Here is a 26,629-nt window from a genome sequence, read left to right as displayed (position 1 = left end):
GTACAATTAAATAGAGAACACTGACAAAAGGGAGTGTTATAGATGGATTTAGGATTAACGGGAAAAGCAGCCTTTGTTGCAGGTTCCAGTAAAGGACTCGGCAAGGCAAGCGCACGGGAGTTGGCACGCGAGGGTGCGAATGTCATCATTTCAGGACGGAACGAAGCAGAGCTTCAGCGGACGCAGGCGGAATTACTGGAAACAGCGAGTGGCCGCGTTGAATATGTAGTTTGCGATGTAACAAAACCAGAAGATATCTCCCAGGCCATCCGCCGTACAGCTGATTTGTTTGGCACCGTTGATATTTTGGTTAACAATGCGGGTGGGCCTCCTGCAGGTACCTTTGATGATTTTACTGATGAAGTGTGGATGCAGGCCTTTGAACAAAATTTACTTAGTCATATCCGGTTGATCCGTGAGGTGTTACCCTATATGAAAAAACAACAAAGCGGTAGGATATTAAATATTGCTTCTTCCTCAGTTAAGCAGCCAATTCCGGGACTAATCATTTCAAATACGCTACGTACTGGAGTCGCTGGATTGGCGAAAACATTGTCTCTGGAATTGGCTCCTCATAATATTCTGGTACATACTGTAGCACCGGGGAGAATTGCAACCGATCGCGTGCGTAGCTTGGACGAGCATCGAGCTGAGAAAACCCAGCAAACGACGGATCAGGTTCGAAAACAAGCAGAAGAGGGCATTCCATTGGGGCGGTATGGAGAGCCTGAAGAGTTCGGTAAAGTTGTTGCTTTTCTGGCGTCTTCAGCTTCATCCTATTTGACAGGGAGCACCATCCTTGTGGATGGCGGAATGATTAAATCGTTATAAAATAAAGAAGCGTGCCAGCCTCAGGTTTAATAGGGGGCTGGCACGCTTTTTTAAAATTTATTTAGGGAGTTGGAAATGTTCATTCAAGGACTGTTCAGCTCTCGCGGCCTGGAAGTTCACAACCCTCATCCGTACATACACCACCTGCATCCTGTTTGGACGAGCTGCCACTTATCATAGTGAAAGGTGAGCGTTCATCCCATGCTTTTTGAAGTGCGTCATGAAATACTTCCTCCGGCTGGGCACCAGAAACGGCAAATTTTCGATCAAATACAAAGAATGGTACACCCTGAACACCCAACTCAGCGCCTTCGGCTTCATCAGCTCTAACTTCGTCGGTAAAACGGTCACTGGCTAATATAGCAGCCGCTTCCTTTTGATCTAGACCAACTTCAGTAGCCAGCGCTGCCAGCACTTCATGATCCCCTGTATGCTTGCCTTCGATGAAAACAGCATGGAATAAGCGCTCGCTCAGCTCCAGCATTTTGCCTTGTGTTTGAGCCCAAAGTGTTAAGCGGTGAGCATCAAGAGAGTTTGTCGGCACCATGGCATGAATATTATACTCAAGACCCGCAGAGCGTGCATTTTCGTTCATTCGATCATTCATAGCCTGAGCCTCTTGCAGACTGACCCCATATTTAGCGGCTAGTTCTTCATTGATCGTTTTACCACTATCTCTCACAGCACCCGGGTTCAATTCGAAACTCTTAAATGTCAATTGCACCTCATCGTGATGTGGAAATTTCTGTAACACTTGCTCCAAACGGCGTTTACCAATATAACAGAACGGACACATATAATCAGACCAAACTTCGATATTCATCAGGGATAAGCCTCCATGTATACGTATTTTATTGTGTAACCGGGAGCATTGCTCCTCACTTTAGAATGTGTATAAAGGTGGAACTTCACTAGTTACAATAAGAATTATAAAGCTAAAGGATTTAACGTGCAAATAATTAATGCTTGTCAAAAAATTAATGCTGTGATATTTTATATGTGTAACCGGTTACACATTGGAGTTGAACCTACACTATGACAACAATTAAAGAAGTCGCCAGCTTTGCAGGGGTTTCCGTAGCAACCGTTTCCAGAGTTATCAATGAAACTGGATATGTGCATGAGGATACACGGCGAAAGGTTGAGGCTGCTGTGAAGCAGTTAAATTACAAGCCTAATGAAGTTGCACGTTCTTTGTATAAAAAGAAATCTAGATTAATCGGTCTTTTGCTGCCGGATATTACGAACCCTTACTTTCCCTTGTTAGCTCGTGGGGTAGAGGATCGAATGCAGGAAAATGATTTCCGGATTATTTTCGGTAATAGTGATGAAGATCGTCAAAAAGAATTGGATTACATGGATACTTTTGTTCAAAATAATGTCGTTGGTGTTATTTCTTCTACCAATGATCCCGATGCCGATTGTTACGCAAAATTGAAGATCCCGGTCGTTTTTCTCGATCGAACTTCCAGTGACAGCCTCTCCGTATATGCAGATGGAGCCCATGGCGGTTGCTTGGCTGCTCAAGAAATGGTTGCACGCGGCAGCAAACAAATTACAGTCATGCAGGGCCCTGCACATATTCGTCCAGCACAAGACCGTTTTCGCGGGGCGGTTGAAGAGCTTCAGCAATCCGGAATTGCTTACCATGTGGTCGAGACAACGTCCTTTTCGTTCAAGGAGGCCGAGTCGTGGGCCAAAGAGCTGTTTAGCAAGTATCCCGATACGGACGGAGTTATCGCAAGTAATGATATCGTGGCTACAGCGGTGATGCATGAGGCACATAGATTAGGAAAGAAAATCCCGGATGATGTTCAAATTATCGGGTTTGATGATATACCACTAAGTAGTTTGTTATTCCCGCCTTTGTCAACGATTCGACAGCCTGCTTATGAAATGGGCTGGGAAGCAGCAGGTCTGCTCATTCAGTTGATTGAGCAGGCGCAAGCATCGAAATCAAGTGTACCTAATCTTCATTCGAAAGTACTTACCTATTCAAGCATACAATTGCCCGTCAAGTTTATCGAACGGGAAACGACGAGAAAGGTGGATTATAATGGCTAAAATCTCTGTTATCGGAAGTAGTTCTATGGATCTCGTAGTTACTTCGTCCAAACGTCCCGGTGCTGGTGAAACGGTATTGGGTGAAAGCTTCACAACCGTACCTGGAGGTAAAGGAGCCAATCAGGCAGTAGCCGCAGCACGACTCGGAGCCGACGTTACGATGATTGGACGAGTAGGGGATGATCATTTTGGGAAGCAGATTTTACGTAATTTTGAAGAAAATCATGTTCATACCGATTATGTGAAACCGGTTACACATATGGAAAGCGGTACAGCGCATATTATACTAGCTGAAGGCGATAACAGTATTGTCGTGGTAAAAGCAGCGAATAATGAAGTGACACCCGCCTATGTGGAAGAAGCGCTTGACGTCATCCGAAGTTCGGATATTGTGCTAATTCAACAGGAAATACCAACAGAAACGGTTGTTTACGTAAGCGAGATTTGTGCGAAATACCAGATACCCTTGTTGCTGAATCCAGCCCCGGCTCGTGAAGTGGAGGAAAGCGTAATTGCGAATGCGACCTACATTACGCCTAATGAGCATGAAGCTGCCATTATGTTTAAGGATTTAAGTCTTCAAGAAGCGCTGCGCAAATATCCCAACAAGCTGTTTGTGACTGAGGGCAGCAACGGTGTACGGTTCTTCGACGGAGAACAGGAAGTCGTGGTTCCTACTTATAAAGTAGAAGCTATTGATACGACAGGTGCAGGAGATACGTTTAACGCTGCTTTTGCAGTGGCTTTAGCTGAAGGAAATTCGCTGGCAGACAGTGTGAAATTTGCTAATCGTGCTGCGTCATTATCCGTTACCAAATTTGGAGCCCAAGGTGGAATGCCAACCCGTCGTGAAGTGGAGGAGCAAATATAATATGAAGAAACATGGAATCCTAAACAGTCATATATCCAAAATACTGTCGGATCTCGGCCACACTGACTATATTGTCGTGGCTGATGCTGGCTTACCTGTTCCTGAAGGCGTTACCAAAATTGATTTGGCCCTTAAACTGGGTGTTCCATCCTTTCAGGACGTCGTTGATGTCATTGCAGCAGATATGGTGATCGAAAAAGTAACGCTGGCCGAAGAAATCAAACAAGAAAATGAACAAGCATTACAGTATATTATGCACAACTTTGCAGGGGAGCAATTAGAACAGCCACAGATTAGTAAGCAAGTTGCCGTCATTGAGTTTTGCTCTCATGAACAATTCAAAGAGTTGACCCGTTATGCAAAGGCGATCATTCGTACAGGAGAAGCTAAACCGTATGCCAATTGTATTTTGCAGGCAGGAGTCCATTTTGGATAAATCAATATTGAATAAAAAGGAGGGTACAGCATGCAGATTCAAATGAAAGGAATTCACAAAGCCTTTGGAACCAATCAGGTACTGAGTGGTGTTCACTTTGATCTTCGTGAAGGAGAAGTACATGCCCTCATGGGTGAAAATGGTGCAGGCAAATCAACGCTGATGAATATTCTAATCGGACTGCATCGGCGAGATGAGGGAACGATCATCATTGACGGCCAGGAAACCTATTTTGCTGACCCCAAAGAAGCGGAGCAAAAAGGAATTGCTTTTATTCATCAGGAACTGAATGTGTGGCCGGAGATGACTGTGCTGGAAAATCTGTTTATCGGCAAGGAAATGACATCCAAGTGGGGCTTACTAGATAGCTCCAAAATGAAAGCGCTAGCAAATGAACAATTCAGCAAGCTTTCGGTAAACCTTCCATTGAACGGTGAAGCAGGCGAGTGTTCAGTGGGTCAACAGCAGATGATTGAAATTGCCAAAGCACTCATGACAGATGCTAAAGTTATCGTGATGGATGAGCCGACAGCCGCCTTAACCGAACGGGAAATTCAGAAGCTATTCGAGGTTATTACTTCCTTGAAAAAAGTTGGTGTTTCGATTGTGTATATTTCACATCGGATGGAGGAAATATTCGCGATCTGTGATCGGATTACCATCATGCGTGATGGGAAAACGGTGGATACTCAGGCGATTCCCGATACGAATTTTGATGAGGTTGTACGGAAAATGGTAGGTAGAGAGCTGACTGAACGCTACCCGGTAAGAACGCCTGCTTTGGGAGAAGTGGTGCTGGAGGTCAAAAATGCTTCGCATAAAGGGTTGTTTGAAAATGTGAATTTCACTGTACGATCTGGGGAAATTGTAGGTTTTTCAGGCTTGATGGGCTCGGGACGGACCGAGATCATGCGTGCGTTATTTGGACTGGATGCTTTGGATCGTGGTGAGATTCATGTGCGTGGAAAAAAGGTGTCTATTCGTAAACCGGATGATGCAGTGAAACTAGGGATTGGCTTCATTACAGAAGACCGAAAAGATGAGGGTTTGGTGCTGGATTTTTCTATCCGGGAAAATATGGTACTGCCGAATCTGTTCAGTTTTACTTCAAAAGGATTTATTTCAGGTAAAAAAGAGTTGGATTTTGTTAACACTTTAATTAAGCGCTTACAAATCAAAACCCAATCGGGCGAAACAACGGTTCGCAGTTTGTCAGGTGGTAACCAGCAAAAAGTGGTTATTGCCAAATGGGTAGGTATTGGTCCGAATGTACTCATTCTTGACGAACCGACGAGAGGTGTGGATGTGGGAGCCAAGCGGGAAATCTACCAGTTAATGAACGAGCTGACTGAACGTGGAGTCGCGATTATTATGGTATCCTCGGAACTCCCTGAGGTACTCGGCATGAGCGATCGTATTGTCGTGGTGCACGAGGGAAAGATCAGCGGAGAGCTGAGCAGGGAAGAAGCCACACAAGAAAATATTATGACGCTAGCTACAGGAGGACAGTAATATGACAACTATGAATGAATCAAAAAGCAGCAAAGGCTTTCAAATGTCACAAATCACACAGAAGCTTGGCCCATTGTTGGGGCTCATTATTTTGGTAATCATTGTATCGGTCTTAAATCCCAGCTTTTTGGAACCGCTTAATATTTTGAATTTATTGCGCCAGGTATCCATTAATGCGTTGATTGCGTTCGGTATGACCTTCGTAATTCTCACAGGCGGAATTGATTTATCAGTCGGCTCCATATTAGCACTATCCAGTGCGTTTGTCGCAAATATGATGCTGGCCGGGTTCGATCCTATTTTGGCGATTATCATCGGTTGTGCATTGGGTGGCGTGATGGGGATGGTCAACGGCTTGATGATTACGAAAGGTAAAATGGCTCCGTTTATCGCTACACTAGCAACCATGACTATTTTCAGAGGATTGACACTCGTTTATACCAACGGTAACCCTATTACAGGACTCGGAGACAGTCTGGTATTTCAATTGTTCGGACGTGGCTATCAGTTCGGTATTCCGGTTCCAGCGATTACGATGCTCATTACCTTTGCTGTTCTATGGATCATTTTGCATAAAACACCATTCGGACGCAAAACGTATGCCATTGGTGGTAACGAGAAGGCTTCAATTATATCTGGTATTAAAGTACCGCGTGTAAAAATCTGGATTTATTCTCTGGCTGGAATGCTTTCCGCGTTGGCGGGAGCTATCTTGACTTCCCGTTTAAACTCGGCGCAACCTACAGCAGGTACTTCTTATGAATTGGACGCCATTGCGGCTGTCGTATTAGGTGGAACAAGCCTCTCGGGAGGACGCGGACGAATCGTAGGTACATTAATTGGTGTGCTTATCATCGGTACGCTAAACAATGGCTTGAACTTGCTGGGGGTTAACTCATTTTATCAAATGGTGGTAAAAGGGATCGTCATCGCTATTGCTGTATTGATTGACCGTAAAAAATCCGCATAATACACCTAATCTGCGTAGAAGGAGACACATAAATATGAAAAAGCTTACATTAATCATGACTGCCTTGCTGCTCCTGCTCATGACAGGGTGTTCCTTGGAACCGCCCGAATGGGCGAAACCTAAAGCGGCCGCGAACCTGAAGGACATTAAAATCGGCTTGTCGATCTCAACACTGAATAATCCATTCTTCGTCTCTCTCAAAGACGGAGTTGTGGCAGAGGCCAAAAAACAAGGAATGCAGGTCATTGTTGTGGATGCACAAAATGATTCGGCGAAACAAAGTAATGACGTGGATGATCTGATTCAACAGGGAGTAAACGCGTTACTCATTAATCCGACAGATTCTTCGGCCATTTCCACTGTGGTACAATCAGCGAATGCATTGAACATCCCGGTTATTACACTGGATCGTTCTGCTGACAAAGGTGATGTAAAAGCACTCGTCGCTTCAGACAACGTAGAGGGAGGACGAATGGCTGCCCGATATGTGATTGATCAAGTTGGAAAAGGTGCCAAGGTGATCGAGCTGGAAGGTGTTCCAGGAGCATCCGCTACCCGTGAACGTGGGAAAGGCTTCCATGAAGTAGCAGATAAGGATCTGAAAGTCATAGCTAAACAATCGGCCGATTTTGATCGGACCAAAGGTTTGAACGTGATGGAAAATCTGCTGCAAGGCAACCCGGACGTTCAGGCAGTATTTGCCCACAATGATGAAATGGCGTTGGGTGCGATCGAAGCAATCCAAAGCTCAGGTAAGAACATTCCAGTCATCGGTTTTGACGGTAACGAGGATGCGCTTAAATCAATTAAGGAAGGGAAACTGACAGCCACCGTAGCTCAGCAACCCGAGCTTATTGGTCAATTGGCGGTGCAGGCAGCCAAGGATGTACTTCAAGGTAAAACCGTGAAAACATCCATTCCCGCTAAGCTGGAGTTAGTGGATCAATCGAAATAAAAAGGACGCTTGACCTAACATATTAAGCTATTCGGACTGATGCTGTAATGCGCATCAGTTCTTTTTTTTGGCTATTCTACGATGACGATACATACACATAAATGGAAGTTTTTTATTTTTGTATTGTAAGAACAGACGGTAAAAGATAGAATAACAATTATATGATAATGAGAATCACTATCATATTATGAATTGTATATATCTAAGGAGGACGTATATTGTGCAACAAAGGTACAGATTAAAATGGGAATCCACGTTTTGTCTTGTGGTTCTTTTGATGGTTGTATTGAGTGCATGTGGAAACGCAGCTAGCAACAACCAGACAAATGACAAGACCAGCACTAATGATCCTTCCGGACAATCCAAAACGGTTGTCATGCGCGAATATACTGATGCTACTGGTAATAAGATCAGTATCCCTGCAAATCCACAGCGAGTTGTCACGACACAATATTTGGATGCTATGCTGGCCTTGGGAGTTAAGCCTGCAGGTGCTGCTTCCCACTTGTTGGAAGGCGACTATTTAAAAGGTAAGATTGACGGAGTTGCGGATATTGGGAACCCGACAAATGTAGAAAAGGTGCTGGAGTTACAACCGGACCTGATCATCACAACAGAATATACCACGCCAGAAGTGAAGGAGCAGCTGGAGAAAATTGCTCCAACCGTGGTCGTTTCGTTTGGAGATGGCGACTTATTTGAGCAACTGCGGAATGTCGCAGCCGTGCTGGGTAAGGAGAAGGAAGCCGAGCAGTGGATCGCTAGTTTCAACAAAAAGGCTGAAGAAGGTCGAAAGAAGCTGGCTGGAAAATTCAAAAAAGATGAAACGGTTACGATTTATATGGCCTACGATAAGAATGTGTTAAGGGTATACGGAGCGCGGAATGTAGGACATGTTATTTACCGTTCACTGGAATTGAATCCTCCTGAGTACATACGCCAGAAGCTGGCGAAGGACCCGAGATTTAATTATGTTTATGATGTTATTTCAATGGAAAAGCTGCCTGAACTATCAGGAGACCGAATTATTATGCTGGTTTATGATGAAGCGAGCAAGGACGGAATGCTTAAGCAAATTGAACAAAGTGCACTGTGGAGAAATCTTCCGGCTGTCAAGAACCACAAAGTGTATTTCATCAAAGCAGATCCGTGGTTTACGTACTCACCGCTAGCCGTTGACCAATCTCTGGATGAGGCCGTTGAAATGTTTTCCGTTGATCCGAAGTGATCAGTTCAATTGAAATTAGAAAGGAGAAGTCATGACTATGCTTAGACGGTTTTTTGAATACTACCGTCCTTACCGGACTTTGTTCATCATTGATTTCTCTTGTGCCTTGCTGGCAGCACTGCTGGAGTTAGCTTTTCCGCTTGCAGTCAACCGGGTGGTCGATGATTTGCTACCCAGTGGGAACTGGAAATGGATTTTATATGCCTGTCTAGCTCTACTCGGTATTTATGTCATAAGTGCTGCGCTGAATTACGTAGTTACCTATTGGGGGCACAAGCTGGGTATTAACATCGAATCGGACATGCGTAAAAAGCTATTTGATCGGGTACAAAAGCAATCTTTTCGCTTTTTTGACAATAACAAAACAGGGCATCTCGTTTCCCGTATGACCAACGACCTGATGGATATTGGGGAAATTGCCCACCACGGACCCGAAGATTTGTTCATCGCGTTGATGACACTGGGGGGAGCCTTTGGTATCATGCTCAGCATTAACTGGAAGCTGGCTGTACTGACTTTCATCATTGTACCCCTCATGATTTACTTGTCTCTTTATTTCAGCCGTAAAATGTCTGCTGCTTTCCATCGTATGTTTTCTGATATTGCGGATTATAACGCTCGCATTGAAAATAATGTCAGCGGGATTCGCGTTGTTCAAGCGTTCTCCAACGAAGCACATGAAATGGAACGTTTTGCTGAGAATAATGGACGTTTTCGTAAAACGAAGCTGATCGCGTACCGGATTATGGCCTGGAATTCCTCGATTAGTTTTATACTAATGAAGCTGGTTTCATTGTTTGTGCTTGTGTGTGGAACATGGTTTGTTATCGAAGGACAGATGACCTACGGGGAATTTATCGCATTTGTGATGCTGTCTAATGTATTCCTGGGGCCAATTAAACAAATTAATTCTGTCATCGAAACGTATCCGAAAGGGATTGCCGGCTTCCGACGGTACCTGGATTTGCTGGAAAGTGAATCGGATGTAGAAGATCTGCCTGGGGCCAAGGCGGTTAGCCATCTTAATGGAGATATTCAATTTGCAGGTGTAACGTTTGGTTACGAAAGCAAAGATAAGGTATTACGCAAAGTAGACCTATCTATCCATGCAGGTGAAACCGTAGCACTTGTAGGTCCTTCAGGAGCAGGTAAAACGACACTTTGCAGTTTGTTGCCTCGCTTCTACGATGTTGAGGAAGGTAGCATTACCATTGATGGGATGGATATCCGTGAAATGAAGCTGGATTCGCTGCGATCCATGATTGGTATCGTACAGCAGGATGTATTCCTCTTTGATGGAACGATTCGTGAAAATATTGCTTACGGTAAGCTTGATGCTTCGGAAGAAGAAATCTGGGATGCTGCTCGTCGAGCTCAGATTGAAGACCTTGTTCGCTCATATCCGGATGGTCTGGGTACAATGATCGGTGAGCGAGGTGTAAAGCTCTCCGGTGGTCAAAAGCAACGTTTGTCTATTGCCCGGATGTTCCTTAAAAATCCGCCTATTCTCATTTTAGATGAAGCGACATCAGCGTTGGATACAGAGACAGAAGCCGCGATTCAGCAGGCGCTGACAGAGCTTTCCCAAGGTCGCACGACACTCGTTATCGCCCATCGTCTGGCAACAATCAAAAATGCTGACCGCATTATCGTAGTTGCAGATCAAGGAATTGCCGAGCAAGGCAGACATGAAGAGTTATTGGCAGTAAAAGGAGCGTATAGTCGCCTGCACCAAGCTCAATATGGAACGTAAATAGGCCGATATGACACCGTAAATAGAGAGAGGAAGATTGGGCTTGACAAAGAAAATGTGGATTGTGATGATGCTTCTGTCAGTCATTTTAGTTCTTACCGCCTGTAGTGGAAACGTGAAGCAACCGGATGAAAAGCAGAATCAAACTTCTAGTGAACAAAAGTCAGAGGAAATGAAAACAGTCAAAACGATTCATGGAGATATTAAGATTCCGGTTCACCCTCAGCGGATTGTAGTTGATATGTACCAGAATGATTTACTAGCACTAGGGATTAAACCTGTGGGAAGTGTTAAATATTATCTGGATAATCCGTTTTCGAAGGAGATTGTGCAGGGCATTGCAAGCATTGGAGATCGCGGCAGCGTATCCATTGAAACAGTATTGACTCTGGAGCCTGACTTGATTCTAATTGGTTCCAAAGATGCTTCTGAATATGAAAAATATAGTAAAATTGCTCCGACCATCGTCATTCCTTATGGAACGTATAAGAATGTGCATGAGGAACTGACAGCTTTTGGTGAGCTACTTGGAAAAGAACAGGAAGCCAAAACATGGCTTGCCCAATACGATCAGCGGATGCAGGCTGCACGTGACAAGCTAAAGGGTATTATTCAGCCTGAGGATACGTTCACCGTAATGGAAGCTTCGGATAAAGAATACTATGTATATGGTGATAATTTTGGCAGAGGAGGACAGGCCGTATACAGAGGACTCAATTTGACACCTCCGCCGCTTGTCCAAAAAGAATTATTAGGTGAGACTCAATGGAAGTCGGTGTCAAAAGAAGTCATTAATCAATATGCAGGCTCTTATATCTTTCTGACGGTTAACAAGGATTTGAGGGGTTACAAAGGAGACAGCATATGGAAATCACTAAATGCGGTCCGGCAAGGTAAGGTTTTTGAGCTTCAGGAGGATCGATATTGGTACTTCGACCCGATTGCCATTGTAGGACAAGCTGAGGAAATCGCAGATATGATCGTCCAGCGGAATAAAGAGAACGCCGCACAGAAGTAGTCGTTTCGGTGTTGTTCGCAGCCCTTTGGTATTTATGCCGAAGGGCTTTATTTTTTCACAATAGGGTAGAGCATTAGGCACTCCTCGAAATTTGCTATTGAAGCTATTGCCACATTAATTTACAATAGTAAAGATTGCGTGATAATAATTCTCATTATCAACATCATCTTCAACACAGTTCGTGATAGCTACATACTATTCAACAGTAAGGGTGAACAATAGTTATGAAATTATCAGAATCATCAGATGGCCCCGCTCAAAGTAAACATAACCAGTCGCCGACTCAATTCCACTCGCGACCTTGGGCGGCTACGCTTATCCTGACAGTTGGGCTTGGAATTTTAGCGTTCGGTATCGCGCTATCCCTATCTTTTGGTGCAGCCTCTATTAGGCTAGAAGAGGTATGGAACGCTGTTTTTCATTTTAAACCCGAGTTGCAAAACCATCAAATTATTTGGGAAATCCGTCTACCTCGAATTCTGGGTGGGGTTTTAATCGGTGTTTGCTTTGCCGTTGCAGGTGCAATTATGCAAGGAATGACTCGAAATCCACTTGCTGACTCGGGCTTGCTTGGACTGAACTCGGGAGCCAGCTTGGCGATGGCGATTTGCTTTGCACTTTTTCCGGGTTCTTCTTTTTTACAATTAATGTTGTATTCCTTCGTTGGTGCAGCTCTGGCTGTTGTGATGGTATATGGTACAAGTTCTATATCCAAATCAGGTCTCACGCCAGTTCGTCTTGTATTGGCGGGTGCAGCTGTCACGGCATTGCTGTCTGCCTTAGGAGATGCGATCAGTTTGTACTTTAATGTTGGACAGGATTTGGCTTTTTGGTATGCCGGAGGGCTTAGTGGAACCAAGTGGGTTCAGCTCGGTATAGTTTTGCCTTGGGTTGTGGCAGCTTTTATCGGCGCTCTCATGTTGTCGCGCTCCATTACGCTGCTTAGTCTGGGAGACGAAATTGCATTGAGTCTTGGTCAGCGAACTGGGGTGGTAAAGGTAGTCGGGATGATTCTTGTTCTGATTCTGGCGGGTGCAGCAGTGTCATTGGTTGGCTCTATAGGTTTTGTGGGATTGATTATTCCCCATATAACCCGCAAGCTGGTTGGCGTCGATTATCGCTGGATTATTCCGTGCTCGGCCATTATGGGAGCTTTACTCATTGTGTTTGCCGACCTGGCAGCCCGTATGATTAATGCGCCTGAGGAGACACCAGTGGGTGTACTTATTGCCTTAATTGGGGTTCCGTTCTTCCTTTATCTGGCACGTATGGAAAGGAGGGCACTGTAAAATGAATAACGTTACGAATGGGGCTATTGCCAAAGCTAGTCATCGTAAAAAAATCCATGATTGGATGGTTGTTGTCATTCTGCTCATATTGCTCATTGCTGCGTTCACCATAAGTGCAAATACGGGAACCATCCGGCTTTCGCCAATGGAGCTATTTAGAACTTTATTTGGGCAAGGGACTCCACAGCAGGAATTAATCCTATTTGAATTCCGATTGCCACGAATGGTTATTTCCCTTCTAATCGGTGCAGGCCTCGCTGTTTCTGGCTGCATTATGCAGGGAGTTTCGCGTAACGGTCTAGCGGACCCTGGTATTCTGGGGATTAATGCGGGCGCCGGGCTGATGGTCATGCTGTTTGTATTGCTTTTTCCATCAATGCAAACTACAAATTCATTGTTTTTACTTCCCGCTCTTGCGCTGATTGGATCAGGAGCAGCTGCTATTCTGATCTACGCGCTTTCTTACAAGAAAGGCGAAGGAATTTCCCCAACAAGGCTACTGCTGAGCGGGATTGGTGTAGCGGCGGGTATCAGTGCTGCGATGATCATTATGACTCTTAAGCTGACACCTGAAAGCTACACGTTTGTAGCTAATTGGTTAGCAGGAAGCATCTGGGGCTCAAACTGGAAATTCGTAATGGCTCTGTTGCCTTGGCTGATTGTATTACTTCCTTTTGTATACTACAAAGCAAATGTGATGAATGTGCTTAATCTGGGGGATCAGACCGCATCGGGGTTGGGTACACCTATCGAAAAGGAACGTATTCTCCTTCTGGCTGCTGCGGTTGGATTGGCCAGTTCTAGTGTTTCGGTTAGTGGCGGTATCGGCTTTGTCGGTTTGGTGGCTCCACATTTGGCGAGAAAGCTGGTGGGCCCGAAGCATAAAATGTTGCTGGTAACCTGTGCTTTAGTCGGAGCACTCCTGGTACTTGTAGCGGATACGATCACACGATCTTTACCTTTACAGAAAGAAATTCCGACAGGTTTGATTGTAGCCATTCTTGGTGCGCCATACTTCTTATATCTGCTGAGTCGCTCCAAAGGGTAACATCCGAAAGAGTACTACCTGTCAATTAAAGGCTACACACAACAAATAACCTTCAACACCACTAAGGAGAAGTGGGGCTGAAGGTTATTTTTTCATTTGATTAGCAGCCTTTCATCTCAACGGGAAGTATTCAAGGCATGAGAGGTTTGATGCAGCTCTCTGATCATTTTATGCAACGTGTAATTTTCCTGACGTGTCACGCCGTGTTGATTTTCCTGAACCAGCAATTGATGGATGTTTCGTTTTAGAATTTCACTTCGACGTTCCAGCATTTCGGTACTCATAAATAAATGAACACTCCCTTTGTCATGAATAAACCTACATTTTTGAAATGAGCATAGGTCGAATATAAGGTTGCCTTTCGACTTCTTTAAGTATATCGTGCTGAATGATCAAGGGAAAACGGAGCTAGACTGCAAATTACTTTTTCTCATCATCCATGCCGTGTCGACAGCGACTCACCCCATGAGTTCTTAGATATACTTCCTGATGCTGGCGATAACAAGGGATTAGGGGCAATTAACTTAATGTATATAATTTGACTGTCTCATGTTTTCTGATTTAAAGGCTATCATGGGGAGTTGGGGTTCTTGTGTGGAACATGACGGTTGGACAGCTCGAATAATAGATCATTCGATTTGTGTTCAATATGAACATACAGTTGCGATAACAGAGGATGGTCCTCAAATTCTGACACTGCTATAAAGTAGTAGTGCCTTTCTGGTTACTGGCGAACAAAATTATAACGAATATGAACCGCATTTATGCGTTTTTTTAATGCTAAATGCTTTCGCTCGGCTGCTAAATAAGGGGGAAAACGCTCTATTTACCCTTGAAAAGCGTTTAAAAAATAGCGTATAATATAAATTATACGCTGTTTAGGTTTAAAACGACTTTTGGAATCTCTCCTGCGTAAGATGTCGATTGAATTGTCGATAAAAATAAGACGAAAATGATCGTTTTACAGTATATTTCGGAATATGAACTGAATTGGAGGCGAGCGGGATGAAAAAAGAGTTGCGACATGTGGAGCTCGATACAACAGAAGAAATTGATGAAATATATACTGAGGAGCTGGAAGCTTTTTTGATTTGGATGAAGGATGCTGGATATACGATACATACGCAAAAAAATTATATAGGGGATGTGAAGCAGTTTTTACGCACGTTGCGTGATAAACCACTCGATCAGGTGAAGAAGATTCATGTTATGTCGTATTTGTCTAAAGCGCGGGAAGGAGGCGCCGGAGATAGTACGCGGAACCGGAAGCATGCAGCGGTGAACAGTTTTTTTAAAGCGCTACAGGAATTTGAGTTATGCAGCACAAATCCGGCAGCGGGAATTAAAAAAGCAAAGACTGAAAAGAATCGTATGCCCGTCTATCTGGATGAAAAGGATATTCATCCGTTTTTGCTTGCGGTGGAAGGGAAATATGCAAATCGTAATATGGCAATTTTTCTGCTGATGGTCTACATGGGATTGCGGGTGGGGGAGGTTCACTCATTGAATGTCTCGGATTACAGTCGAGAAAGACGTACCTTAGATGTGTTCGGTAAAGGACGTAAGTGGCGTACTCTCCCGGTACCGGAAGCCGTGTGTGATTTTGTGGAGCATGCGTTGGAGGAAAGATTGACGCCGTGGAGAGGTAAAGAGGATGCGATGTTTGTATCCCAAAAAGGTCGCCGTCTGGCAGTGCGCACCATTCAACAGATCGCTACAGAAACGTTCGAAAGATTCCAGCAAGATAAGAGTATAGAACGCCGGGAGGCTTATTCCAGCCATAAGCTGAGACATACATTTGCGACAATGCTATTGCGTAAGGGAGCAGATCTGCGTACCGTACAGGAGCTGCTAGGGCATTCATCCATTCAGACAACCACAGTATACACACATGTCACTGATCGGGAAAAAGAAAAAGCAATGGATAAGCTGGATATTCAGATACCAATATCAGGATTATAAGTACAGCGTGAAAGTTGAGATTAAATGAAAATGAGTTTACATAATAATAATTATGTAAACTCATTGGGCAGAATTACATCCTGACTTGAAAATCACATCAACGTCATTAGGTCATTACAATCATGAACGTAGTATTCTTTTTCATAGCGTTAGTCTTGTTTTTGATTGATTTGTTCCAAATGATGCCGCAAATGCTGAATATAATCGTCAACTAGCCACTGTAATGTTTCGGTGGAGTGGTCATCTTTTTGAAATCTTTTCTTAGAATCGAATGATGTACATGAGTTTAAAACATTTATGATTTGCTTATTCAATAGTTTCCATAGATGTATGACATCCACGTAAGAGAACACTTCCTGATACTGATTAGCTGCCACCCATTCATTTTGCGCATACGATTCAATTTTGATAGGGGATGTTGAATGCTTAATCATGATAAATCTTCGATGATTATTAGAAGCGGAGTCGCATAGATGTCCTAGTATTTCTTTTTTGGACCATTTCTCCGAGAACGGTTTGGCATTAAATTAGACTAGCCTCCTTATTTTAATGATCGTCTTATGATTAGCATTAGAATAATTCAAAATAAGCTGGAAAGCAATGGTGAATTAAAGGTTAGTATGATATTGCCTTGACGAAAGCTAATACAAATTTATTTAAAGAAATAAATTTGAACCTGGTACTATGGTAGTTAATTTAAATGAGGACGTTCTCATGAAAGAAGAACATCCCTATCAATTTTTGGAATCCTACAAATCTAAGCATAAGATGCCTTTGTATCCTAACGTTAGAATGATAACAAAAGTGATTATTCGATGAGTGCCGGATTGAGTAATACAAATAAGAGGGAAACCGTCTAGTTTACATAATATATATTATGTTTTCCGTTGTGGTAGAATCTGCAAGTGGATCGCTCTTGTTAAGTGTCCGCTTGCAGATTCAAGTTTCACTGACAATATAAAAATAGCTTATTTTTCAGTTGAGAATATACCCGTGCGTCTACATTTCATTTTCTGGGGGAGATTCGATCATCACTCCTTCGACATGCTTGCGTCTCAGCAGTTTCCGTTTTTTGCGGTTTTCCTTGGTTTCTAAAACAATATCCAGATCATAGTCGTCAGGATACAGTTCAGTAGCAGCGATGTGAAGGACGAGCCTCTTTTTGTTAATGCTCAGTTTTTGTCCTTGGATCAAAATTCCGACATTCCCCCGTTCATCCTCGGTTTTGTATACAATTCCAGTTCGATCCAGGTAGCCTACATAAACACTATCACCAAGGGCAAATGGCTTGGTTTTGAGAGGAAGTTCTTGTTTCCTCCGTTTTGTGGCTGTATCGTCAAAAGCCGCTTTTTTAGGAAGAGACTTATTTGCATCATCAGACATTTCATCATCAACACAAGGGGGAATAACAAACGATTCCTGTGTATTTTGAGATGCTCTGCCCGCAGAAATGGCCTCGGAACGCTCGATAATACGTGTCCACATGCCCAGCTTCAGGGCAATTGCATATGCGTAGCTTTCTCCGGCCTCTCCAATGCGAAGTCGGTACAAAGGCTGTAGCGTTTCGGTATCAAACTCCATACGAGCATTCTGAAATCCCGGTGTATTTTCAGCAAAATGCTTAATTTCGCTAAAGTGCGTTGTAGCCACTACTGTCGCCCGACGACGATGGAATTCTTCTAGCAACGCGATAGAGAGACCTACTCCTTCTCCCGGATCGGTACCGGATGCCATTTCATCAATCAGGATCAGAGTAGAGTTGCCTGTTGTCTCTAATATGCTAATCATGTTGCGGATGTGTGCAGAAAAGGTGCTCAAAGCATGTTCAATGCTTTGTCCATCCCCGATGTCTACCACAATTTCCTCGAATACAGCCATTCGGCTGCCATGCAAAACAGGTACCAGTAGCCCCGATTGCACCATTAGTGTTAAAAGACCGACGCTTTTGAGGGCCATCGTTTTTCCGCCTGTGTTCGGTCCGGTGATGATGAGTGAGGAATATCCTTCGCCAATTGAGAAATCAAGCGGCACCATGGTATGGGACATCAACGGGTGACGTGCACCTTGGATGTCTATAATCCCGTTAAGGTTAAGTTCGACAGGGATAGCATCCAGAGTCATGGCGTATTTGGCTTTTGCCAATAAAAAATCCAATACACCTACTGTCTCTGTATTGATGCTTAGTTCCCGGTTGTATGACTCAGCCATTGCCGTCAGGTCTCCCAGCACTTTCATTTCTTCTTTTGATTCTTCTGCCATGTTCGCGCTCTGATCGAATTGCAGATTCGTAATCTCGGCAGGTTCAACGTAAACCGTTTGACCACTTCCTGATTCATCCAGTACATTACCTTTCACTTGTTTACGGAATTCTTTTTTGATTGGAAGCACGTAACGGCCATTGCGCTGACTAATCATATTTTCTTGCATAATGGATCGGTGACGGCTGGTGAGAGAGTCAAGTTTTCTCTTGATACGTTCTTCAGTAACCGCAATTTTTTTGCGAATTTTAGCTAGTTCTTTACTGGCCATATCCGTCACACGTCCCGAATGAATACATCTTTCGATTTCGGATAAAAGTGGCTCCATGCTATACATGGAAGATGCATAAGCGCTGACGGTTGGAGCAGCGTCCGCCTTGGAATGCATATATTTTATCAGTTGAATACAGCTTCGAATGAATTGAGCCATATGAGAAAAATCACGCTCGCTGAACATATACCCGGTTCCGAGCAGTTGAAGAATGTGCTCCATACCTTCCAACGAAGGAACAGGAACGCTTGCTCCGTGGCGAATGATCTGTAACGCTTCGTTCGTTTCGTCAAGACGAATCTTAATGGTACGGATATCAGTAATTGGCCGCATAGTAGCAGCGTGACGCTTACCCAGGTAAGAAAAAGCACATTCAGAAACTCTTGTTTTAATTTGATCATATTCCAAACGCAGCATTGTAGTTTCGTTCATGAATAAATCTCTCCTTTGGTTGTGTGGTGTAAGGATTTAGAAAACCTTGCTGTTAAAATAAAAAAGGGCGGAGAATGAACAAAACGTTCATTCTCCGCCCTTAAGGAAAGAGGGAATTTATCTTCAAATAAGCCTGTTATTCAACTTTTGTAGTTCCGAGTTACGTTTTTCCAATTCATTCACGCAATAGTTCTTTGCTAAGCTATTGGGATCGTGAAAGGAAGACGTTTAAAGGGAAGTTACAAAATCTGAAAACAAAAAAACCGCGCTGAACACAGCACGGAATAGGGCCTAGATGAAGATAATCCCGAAGGCGATCTATGATATCCGCATGTTCTTAACTAATATCAGGGTAACAACACAGCAACAAACAAACCTGTCCCCGAAGGGTACAAGCGCCTGATGATACTCCCTGAATATGCAATTGCTTAGTTAAGAACGTTCACCGACATCAAAATCTCTCCCTTAATTGAAGATATAACCATACTATACGATTGGACAGGCGTTGAAGTCAAGTCCTACTTCTTTAATACGCTACAATGGTGATCATTATATTAACATAACATATATTATGTAAACTCGATATCTAATAAAGTTTTGTTATCTATTAAATGATAATGAGAAGGATATTCAACAGGCTATTAACCGCCTTGTCCAAGGTGGAACGGTCATTGCTATTGCTCATCGCCTCAAAACGATACGAAACGCGGACCGTATTGTAGTATTGGACAAAGGAATGGCCGTAGGGCAGGGACAACATGATGAGCTGTTGGATGATAACGGCCTGGATGCACGATTGTGGAAAAGACAGCATGAAGGAAGAGAGTCATAATCCGTCTGAAATTATGATACAAACATTAAGAAACCGCCCCGGAGGATGGCATATCACCTCTCCAGGGGCGGTTTCTTGTGCTGCTATTCAGAATCATCGGCTATGACAGCTTGTACAGGCCGCCTGTCACGAAGCAATGGTAACAACAGCGTCGCTCCGACCAAAAACAAGCCGGCGCTCACGGTATATACGGTGTTCAGGGAGGATTCGTGTTTGAGTGTTCCGCCAATACTCATACCGACGACCATCATCCCGGAGAACAGGGGAGAGAGGGCACCACCGACGCGGCCGATAAAAGCAGCTTCGGCGTTTTTCATCATCATTGTGTCGATACCGATATGAATGCAAGGATAAAATAGGCCGCTGAAAACTTGTAGTGCCATGGTCAGCACAATATTGTGCGACCATCCGACTCCAAAGGTTGTCAGTGTGCTGACCAAAAGTCCGACCACCAGCAGTAATTGCGGCTGTACTTTTTTGGCAACCCCCATAATCAGACCGCCTCCCACCAGCATAGCCGCTCCGTTCGCCATTAATGGCCATTGCAGGAATTCCTTGTTTTGTCCAAGGTTCTCGATGGCGATAAAAACCATTAATGGTTGAATAAGTCCGACCGCTAGCCCAATTACGGTGAATGTTCCCCCAAGCGTGCGAAGTGTGCGGTTATTCCATACATAACGTATTCCTTCTTTAAGCTCTTGAATGAAATGAGGGGGTTGATCATCTATCTCAAGTGCTTGTTCATCTTGTGGAATACGAGTCAGGACAAGCGCCGAGATGAGAAACAATATTCCGGTTATAGACATTGAAATGAAAATTCCAAAGTGTTGATAAATAAATGTACCGATAACGGGGCCGATAACCATAAATAATGCCATGAGAGATTGAAAAAGGGCCATCACTCCCTGAAGCTGTTCTGGTGCTACATGCTGCTTAAATATCTTCATCGCAGACGGCTGAGAAAATTGAGATAGAATGGCCGAAAAGAAAGTGGACAGCAAAAGCACCTGCCATGACCCGTACCATAATGCCAACAAGACAATAAAAATAGAGGCAGCGGACAGCAAATCGCAACTAATCATGGTCCGTTTGGGCCGCCAACGGTCCGCGAATGTTCCTCCAATGATAGCGAACAGAAAAATAGGCATGAATTCAGCAACTGAAATGAGCGACACGTATACGGGATCATTATGAGTCAAATCTGTTACATACAACAGTATGGCAAAGTTGCGCACCCAAATGCCCAAATTTAGCAGCGCATTGGAGGCGATTATGGTCCTTATATATGGATTATTAAACAACTACAAACTCTCCTTTCCTTTTCCAGGGTACAAGATCCTTGAGATGTCATTTTAAATAAACAAAAAATATTTTTGTCTATGTAATAATAGATAATATAATAAATTAACTACTATTTAGTCAAATGTTTTTTGAATCATGAAGAAAGTAGAGCATAGAAAATAAAGAGGTCAATGATCGTTAAGAACGTGAAATAGAATAGTAGTAAAAGTACTCACTTTAAACTTGTGAATTAGGAATGATATCTAATCGAAAAATTAATTTACATAATAAATATTATGTTAACTAAAAATATTTATCTTAATAATAGGCGGCTGAATCCGATGTACCTTTTAAAATCATAGTGATATAATTACGCGTACATGCCTGAAAAGGAGCGAATGGAACGTAAATGAACTTTCAAGTGGATTTTTTATCTTTTTTTGTAATTCAGGTAGATGGAAAAGAAGGACAGGGTGGTAAGTCCTATAAGCATTACGCTACGATGGACGACTACGATTATGACGAAAGCGATGTTAAAAAATTTCTGGACGGGGAATTTACTCGTATTAGCAAGCGGAAGGTTGAAAAAAATCCCAGCACAGAGCAGGCACCGACCAAAATCGGCCGCTTTATCGTCGAACCGGAGCATGAATTGAGCAGTAATCCGAATTTTAATATGTTCGCCCGACTGCGGGCAGCAGAGGATAAGGAAGATTTTAAAAATGCTTGTGACGATCTGGTGCGGATGTATCTGGATACGAGCGCAGTACGCGGCGGAGCGCTGATCATTGTACAGGCAACCTTGAATACACACTCGGATGATCCGTTTATTTTTGTGCTTAAATGTGATTTCGAGCCTAAAATTGCCAGAATTACTGAAAGCAGTCTGGTGAGTGAGGTCGAAATGGCTATTTCTGCCCGTAATATGAAATCCATCATGTATCCTTACATGCTTGAGGAGGGGATGAACGATGAGTGGGAGCTTAAAATTCACCAGTCTTCGCATGCCCGGTATTTTGAAGATTTTTTGAAATTCGTGACCTATGAGCAATCCATGCCGGAAATCGTCAATGAGCATGTCATGGGCTTCGTTCAGAATTACGTAGAAACCAAATGGCCGGATGCATCTAATGAGGAAAGACAGCAGGAAGAGCGCGATCTGGAATTGTGGGCGGCGAGCGAAAAGCGGGATCTGCAAGGGAAATGGGAACCCCTTCAAGTCGTAGAGGCTGCACAGCATATTGTCGAGCTGAAACCAGAGATTGAAGTGCGTTTCAAACTAGATGATACGGCCGTGCGTGGGCTACTGTCCGACTTTGGCGCCAAGCTGCATATCACGAAACTTCATGATCGATATGCACTTATTATTGAAGGTGACGCATTTACGTTTGAAAAGGGATTTTCACCGATTGAGCTGCTTCAACCTGAATCGTTTGAAACGGTGGCTGAGCGGCTAAAAGAGAAACGCCAGCATGAAAATGAGTATGTGGATGGCGATACGCCACCTTGGTAATTCGAATGCATAGCAGGACGACAAACTGAACTTTTACATTTATAACGACTAAAAAACTGGCCTCTCAACGGATATTACCGCTGTGGAGGCCAGTTTTGTTTAGCTTTTATGTTCCCGATCTACACATGAACTTTGCTAATTTGATCTTTCAGCTTGTCCGCAGATTGAAGCAACTTTGCACGTTCCTCGTCATTGAGCGGAAGATCCAAAATTTCACGTACTCCATTGTGATCTACGATACTTGGAACGCCTAAATATACGTCAGATACTCCGTTATAATTTTCCAGCAAGGTGGACACATTAAGTACCGACCCCTCGTCTCCGAGAATGGCGGCTACAATTCGGTCGAGAGCCAGCCCGATAGCATAAGAAGTTGCGCCTTTAGCATCTATAATTTCATAGGCAGCATTCTTGGTATTTTCAAAAATTTCATTTTTCGTTTCTTCACCCAGTTCAAGCGGAGTTCCAGCAACGTTGGCTGTGCTCCATACAGGTAACTCGGAGTCACCGTGTTCTCCAATAATATGAGCGTGGATGCTTCGTGGATCGATGCCCTTTTGCTTCCCGATCAAATAGCGGAAGCGTGCGCTGTCCAGCAACGTTCCTGATCCAATGACTCTACTTGAAGGCCAACCACTGCGTTTCCAAGAGATGTAGGAGAGAATGTCCACTGGATTGGTTGCGATCAGCAAAATGCCGTGTGTATTGACCTTGACGATATTATCAATAATACTTTCAAAAATTTCGGCATTACGCTTGAGAAGATCAATACGTGTTTCTCCCGGCTTTTGTGAAGCTCCCGCTGCAACAATGATGATATCTGCATTACGGCAGTCTTCATAATCACCCGCCCATACTTTGACACCGCCGAGAAAAGGAAGCCCATGATTCATATCGAGCATTTCACCCTTCGCCTTTTTGACGTTGACATCAATAAAGACAAGTTCTTGCATGCGTTGGCGCAGCAGCAGGGTGTAGCCGGTTGTTGTGCCAACCGCTCCCATGCCGACAATAGCCACTCTACTTCGTTTGTAAGGTTTTAAGCTCATAAAATCCTCATCTCCTTCTCGGGTTGTATACCTTTTCATTTTGGGATATTACTTAAAAATTTATCTTTCCAACTTAGTGTACCCTATATACTAACCCACCGCAAAGAAATATGACATTTTTCCTTGACTTCAAAGGCGAGCTCGCTAATAATTAATCGAATGATAAGAACACGCACTAAAGCGTTGCAGCACCGATATTGACGCATGAAATTATGGAAAGAGGATTCGGCATATGGACTTATTTCGAAAAAAAACAGGACTGCTCCCGCATGAGGAAAGCGGATCTACAGGTCACTTAAAGAGAACAATGGGTGCCTTTGATCTCACCATGCTAGGTGTAGGATGTATTATCGGTACCGGGATTTTTGTTATTACTGGCAAGGCAGCAGCAGAAAATGCAGGTCCTGGATTGATGCTCTCCTTTGTTATTGCAGGTATTGCCTGCGTACTAGCAGCCTTATGTTATGCGGAGCTATCATCTACAGTTCCCGCAGCTGGGAGCGCTTATGCGTATAGTTATATTGTATTTGGAGAAATTTTGGCCTGGGTACTGGGTTGGGACCTGATTCTGGAATATGGAGTTGCGGCCGCCTCTGTGAGTAGTGGATGGTCTGCATACTTTCAAGGCTTGCTGGCTGGATTTGATATACATTTACCGCTGGCTTTAACCGCAGCCTTCGATTCGACCAAGGGAACCATTATTGATCTACCAGCCGTGTGCATCATTATGCTCATCACACTGTTACTGAGTCTCGGAGCCAAGGAGACGGTTCGATTCAATTTAATAATGGTTTGTGTTAAAGTCGGAGTTGTATTGCTATTTATTGCAATCGGTATCTTTTATGTTAAGCCTGACAATTGGACACCATTTTTGCCTTATGGATTTTCTGGTGTTTTGAGTGCTGCGGCAATCGTATTTTTTGCTTATCTGGGTTTCGATGCCATCTCAACTGCAGCCGAAGAGGTGCGCAATCCGCAGCGGAATATGCCCATCGGCATTATCTCTTCTCTTGCGATCTGCACGGTATTGTACATTGCCGTTTCAGTTGTGCTAACGGGAATGGTACCTTATACGCAGTTGGGGGTAAGTGATCCTGTTGCGTTTGCTCTCCGCTTTATTCATCAGGATTTCGTAGCCGGATTGATTTCAGTCGGTGCGATTGCGGGGATGACCACCGTTTTACTGGTGCTGTTGTTTGGTCAAACGCGGTTGATTTTCTCCATGTCACGTGATGGTCTTTTACCCGTATTTTTATCTAAAATAAATGCCAAAACTCAAACACCGATTCGAAGCACTTGGCTGGTAGGTAGTATTATCGCATTGGCTAGTGGATTGTTCCCGTTACATGCACTGACCAATTTGACGAGTATTGGAACCCTGTTCGCTTTTGCTGTGGTATCGGTAGGGGTTATCGTTCTGCGCAAGAAACGCCCTGATTTGAAAAGAGGCTTTACTGTGCCGTGGGTTCCGTTGCTCCCGCTTTTAAGTGCGTTGGTTTGCATCGGTCTGATGCTTCAGCTTCATATTAGCACCTGGATTGGATTCATTGTGTGGCTCCTGCTTGGATTGCTGATCTATTTCTTCTATGGATACCACAAAAGTTTGTTGAACCGTAAATCCTAATAAATTTTAGTATAAAAAGCCGGCATCCTGCACTTTTGTGAAGGGGCCGGTTTTTTTTGTCATTACGCGAAATGTGTCACATAGAGGCGTTTATGGTATAATTCTGTTTCAGATAAGCTTTTGGCACGTGATTACAGCATGCCATCGAGGGAGGATTTTTATATGAAACTGCGCTGGCGTGCGCTCTTGGGGGGAGTACTACTGCTGATAGGTATTCTGCTGACTGCCTGTTCTGCTGAAGCCCCAGAAACGTTAACAAAACCTCCGATTGAGGAACCTGATGATCAGGGTCAGACGATTACTATTAATCCACCAGTGACTCCAAAGGTGGGCGATCCCAACGCCAAATATGTAGTTCAGACGCGAATAGCGGATTTTCATTTGATTGATAATAATAAAGGGTTAGTTTGGGGAGTTACCCATAATGAGCTCCGACTTTATGATACTCATGATGGCGGAAAGACATGGAATAATATTTCCCCCTCCGAAAACGTCCAATTTCAAGACAAACTTGAATATGGAAAGGACATCAGTTTCACTGATTCGCGTCACGGTTGGGTTGTCCGCCAAAATTTGGACAAAACAGCAACCGTCATTCTGAGAACAGCAGATGGAGGACAGAGCTGGGATGTTTCAGCGCTTCCAAGCGGGGATCATGTGAGCTCGATCCAATATGTAAATCCAACTACTGGCTGGATCATGGCATATGTAAAACTGAATGAGCAGGATCAACAAAAACTGTTGTATCACACCACTGACGGTGGAGCCACGTGGAATAAAGTTGCGCAAAGTTCTGGTATGACATCCAACAAATCAGGCTCAGGTTTACCCGATCGGGGCAGTCTGGCCGGGATGAGCTTTTCTTCCAACAAGCAGGGATTTGTAGCGATCAATCTAGATAACAGTGTTAAGTTGTACAAGACTTTGAATCAAGGGAAAACCTGGACGCCGGTAGCTAACAGAATTCAGGGCTGCCCTCAGGCCAAAGCAGAAGCCCAGCAGTCTCTGAAAGGGAGCAGTACCTCGTATTGGATTCCAGTTCTTTGCTCTGGGGTTAACGGCACAAAATATAATGGACTGTTTACAAATGATACAGGGGCCCAATGGAGCGATGTATCTTTGGGTCTGAGTAGCAACATTAATTCTATTATCCCTGACCGTACGTTTCTAAACGAAAAGGAAGGGTGGATCATAACCGAAACCGGATTGACCCGTACATTGGATGGGGGGAAGACGTGGACAAGTCTCACAGGCAACAAAGTGCTACCCTTGAAGCTAAAAGACTACCCACGATCGGTCAAGCTCCGTTTCGCCTCTTCTTCGGTGGGTTGGCTGCTTCTGGAACGCCTTGATGACAAGAAGTCACTGCTGCTGAAAACGACGGACGGCGGTGCGAACTGGAGAATTTTATAATCGCTATAAAGGTGATTGC

21 protein-coding genes and 2 pseudogenes are annotated in these 26,629 nt (G+C 43.8%); 18 read left to right on the top strand and 5 right to left on the bottom strand.

What is annotated here, in order from left to right; all coding sequences use genetic code 11:
- The first annotated feature begins 42 nt into the window (after positions 1–42).
- Positions 43–831 (top strand): SDR family oxidoreductase, encoded by a 789-nt coding sequence (locus NSQ57_RS13215; protein ID WP_029517480.1) that lies wholly within the window; start codon positions 43–45, stop codon positions 829–831.
- Between the two features lie 94 nt (positions 832–925).
- Here the strand turns inward: NSQ57_RS13215 and NSQ57_RS13210 are convergent, their stop codons facing one another.
- Positions 926–1,654 carry a DsbA family oxidoreductase gene (locus NSQ57_RS13210; RefSeq protein WP_029517481.1) on the bottom strand — a complete coding sequence of 243 codons (729 nt, stop codon included), beginning with the start codon at positions 1,652–1,654 and terminating at the stop codon, positions 926–928.
- A 212-nt stretch (positions 1,655–1,866) separates the two neighbouring features.
- Here NSQ57_RS13210 and NSQ57_RS13205 point away from each other — a divergent pair, with 212 nt between their 5' ends.
- The 11 genes from NSQ57_RS13205 to NSQ57_RS13155 all read left to right on the top strand — a co-directional run bounded on the left by NSQ57_RS13205 (position 1,867) and on the right by NSQ57_RS13155 (position 13,975).
- Positions 1,867–2,895: a LacI family DNA-binding transcriptional regulator gene (locus tag NSQ57_RS13205; RefSeq protein WP_342424916.1), complete on the top strand. Its 1,029-nt coding sequence runs from the start codon at positions 1,867–1,869 to the stop codon at positions 2,893–2,895.
- On the top strand, positions 2,888–3,766 hold the full coding sequence (gene rbsK / locus NSQ57_RS13200; RefSeq protein WP_342424915.1) for a ribokinase: 879 nt from the start codon (positions 2,888–2,890) through the stop codon (positions 3,764–3,766). The genes NSQ57_RS13205 and rbsK overlap by 8 nt, the downstream gene beginning before the upstream one ends.
- A gap of 1 nt (position 3,767) precedes the next feature.
- A complete protein-coding gene (rbsD, locus tag NSQ57_RS13195; RefSeq protein ID WP_340955546.1) occupies positions 3,768–4,202 on the top strand; it encodes a D-ribose pyranase in 435 nt (144 codons plus the stop codon).
- A gap of 30 nt (positions 4,203–4,232) precedes the next feature.
- A complete protein-coding gene (locus NSQ57_RS13190) occupies positions 4,233–5,714 on the top strand; it encodes a sugar ABC transporter ATP-binding protein (protein ID WP_340885597.1) in 1,482 nt (493 codons plus the stop codon).
- Between the two features lies 1 nt (position 5,715).
- Positions 5,716–6,684, top strand: coding sequence for a ribose ABC transporter permease (gene rbsC, locus NSQ57_RS13185; RefSeq protein ID WP_318627311.1), 969 nt, complete (start codon positions 5,716–5,718; stop codon positions 6,682–6,684).
- Between the two features lie 34 nt (positions 6,685–6,718).
- Positions 6,719–7,639, top strand: a complete 921-nt coding sequence (gene rbsB / locus NSQ57_RS13180) for a ribose ABC transporter substrate-binding protein RbsB (protein WP_025720638.1) — start codon at positions 6,719–6,721, stop codon at positions 7,637–7,639.
- 220 nt (positions 7,640–7,859) lie between these two features.
- Positions 7,860–8,867 (top strand): ABC transporter substrate-binding protein, encoded by a 1,008-nt coding sequence (locus NSQ57_RS13175; protein WP_342424913.1) that lies wholly within the window; start codon positions 7,860–7,862, stop codon positions 8,865–8,867.
- A gap of 37 nt (positions 8,868–8,904) precedes the next feature.
- Positions 8,905–10,620: an ABC transporter ATP-binding protein gene (locus tag NSQ57_RS13170; RefSeq protein WP_069011768.1), complete on the top strand. Its 1,716-nt coding sequence runs from the start codon at positions 8,905–8,907 to the stop codon at positions 10,618–10,620.
- A gap of 37 nt (positions 10,621–10,657) precedes the next feature.
- Complete coding sequence (locus NSQ57_RS13165) at positions 10,658–11,638, top strand: ABC transporter substrate-binding protein (RefSeq protein ID WP_069011770.1); 981 nt, start codon at positions 10,658–10,660, stop codon at positions 11,636–11,638.
- Positions 11,639–11,862: 224 nt separating this feature from the next.
- Positions 11,863–12,927: an iron ABC transporter permease gene (locus NSQ57_RS13160; RefSeq protein ID WP_069011772.1), complete on the top strand. Its 1,065-nt coding sequence runs from the start codon at positions 11,863–11,865 to the stop codon at positions 12,925–12,927.
- Position 12,928: 1 nt separating this feature from the next.
- Positions 12,929–13,975, top strand: a complete 1,047-nt coding sequence (locus NSQ57_RS13155) for an iron ABC transporter permease (RefSeq protein WP_069011774.1) — start codon at positions 12,929–12,931, stop codon at positions 13,973–13,975.
- 116 nt (positions 13,976–14,091) lie between these two features.
- On the opposite strand, the gene NSQ57_RS13150 is transcribed toward NSQ57_RS13155, so the two are convergent.
- Positions 14,092–14,259, bottom strand: coding sequence for a hypothetical protein (locus NSQ57_RS13150; protein ID WP_007432475.1), 168 nt, complete (start codon positions 14,257–14,259; stop codon positions 14,092–14,094).
- A 289-nt stretch (positions 14,260–14,548) separates the two neighbouring features.
- On the opposite strand from NSQ57_RS13150, the pseudogene NSQ57_RS13145 reads away from it, so the two are divergent.
- Positions 14,549–14,680 (top strand): annotated as a pseudogene (locus NSQ57_RS13145) (type I methionyl aminopeptidase); the annotation flags it as partial.
- A 300-nt stretch (positions 14,681–14,980) separates the two neighbouring features.
- Positions 14,981–15,937: a tyrosine-type recombinase/integrase gene (locus NSQ57_RS13140; protein WP_029517491.1), complete on the top strand. Its 957-nt coding sequence runs from the start codon at positions 14,981–14,983 to the stop codon at positions 15,935–15,937.
- 999 nt (positions 15,938–16,936) lie between these two features.
- On the opposite strand, the gene NSQ57_RS13135 is transcribed toward NSQ57_RS13140, so the two are convergent.
- Entirely contained in the window at positions 16,937–18,898 is a 1,962-nt protein-coding gene (locus NSQ57_RS13135) for a DNA mismatch repair protein MutS (RefSeq protein ID WP_209947454.1), read from the bottom strand.
- A 613-nt stretch (positions 18,899–19,511) separates the two neighbouring features.
- Between NSQ57_RS13135 and NSQ57_RS13130 the strand changes: the two are divergent.
- Positions 19,512–19,730: pseudogene (locus NSQ57_RS13130) on the top strand (ABC transporter ATP-binding protein); the annotation flags it as partial.
- Positions 19,731–19,813: 83 nt separating this feature from the next.
- Here NSQ57_RS13130 and NSQ57_RS13125 read toward each other — a convergent pair.
- Positions 19,814–21,031: an MFS transporter gene (locus NSQ57_RS13125; protein ID WP_342424912.1), complete on the bottom strand. Its 1,218-nt coding sequence runs from the start codon at positions 21,029–21,031 to the stop codon at positions 19,814–19,816.
- Between the two features lie 389 nt (positions 21,032–21,420).
- Here NSQ57_RS13125 and NSQ57_RS13120 point away from each other — a divergent pair, with 389 nt between their 5' ends.
- Positions 21,421–22,524 carry a DUF3900 domain-containing protein gene (locus tag NSQ57_RS13120; RefSeq protein WP_069011777.1) on the top strand — a complete coding sequence of 368 codons (1,104 nt, stop codon included), beginning with the start codon at positions 21,421–21,423 and terminating at the stop codon, positions 22,522–22,524.
- Between the two features lie 119 nt (positions 22,525–22,643).
- Here the strand turns inward: NSQ57_RS13120 and NSQ57_RS13115 are convergent, their stop codons facing one another.
- Complete coding sequence (locus NSQ57_RS13115) at positions 22,644–23,573, bottom strand: L-lactate dehydrogenase (protein ID WP_341070894.1); 930 nt, start codon at positions 23,571–23,573, stop codon at positions 22,644–22,646.
- A gap of 232 nt (positions 23,574–23,805) precedes the next feature.
- Between NSQ57_RS13115 and NSQ57_RS13110 the strand changes: the two genes are divergently transcribed.
- Both NSQ57_RS13110 and NSQ57_RS13105 read left to right on the top strand, forming a co-directional pair.
- Positions 23,806–25,197, top strand: coding sequence for an amino acid permease (locus tag NSQ57_RS13110; protein WP_069011782.1), 1,392 nt, complete (start codon positions 23,806–23,808; stop codon positions 25,195–25,197).
- A 162-nt stretch (positions 25,198–25,359) separates the two neighbouring features.
- On the top strand, positions 25,360–26,610 hold the full coding sequence (locus NSQ57_RS13105; RefSeq protein WP_340932307.1) for a YCF48-related protein: 1,251 nt from the start codon (positions 25,360–25,362) through the stop codon (positions 26,608–26,610).
- The last annotated feature ends 19 nt before the right edge of the window (positions 26,611–26,629 follow it).

The organism is Paenibacillus sp. FSL L8-0502, from assembly GCF_038593055.1.
Classification (GTDB): domain Bacteria; phylum Bacillota; class Bacilli; order Paenibacillales; family Paenibacillaceae; genus Paenibacillus; species Paenibacillus polymyxa_D.
This window is presented reverse-complemented; position numbering and strand designations above follow the sequence as displayed.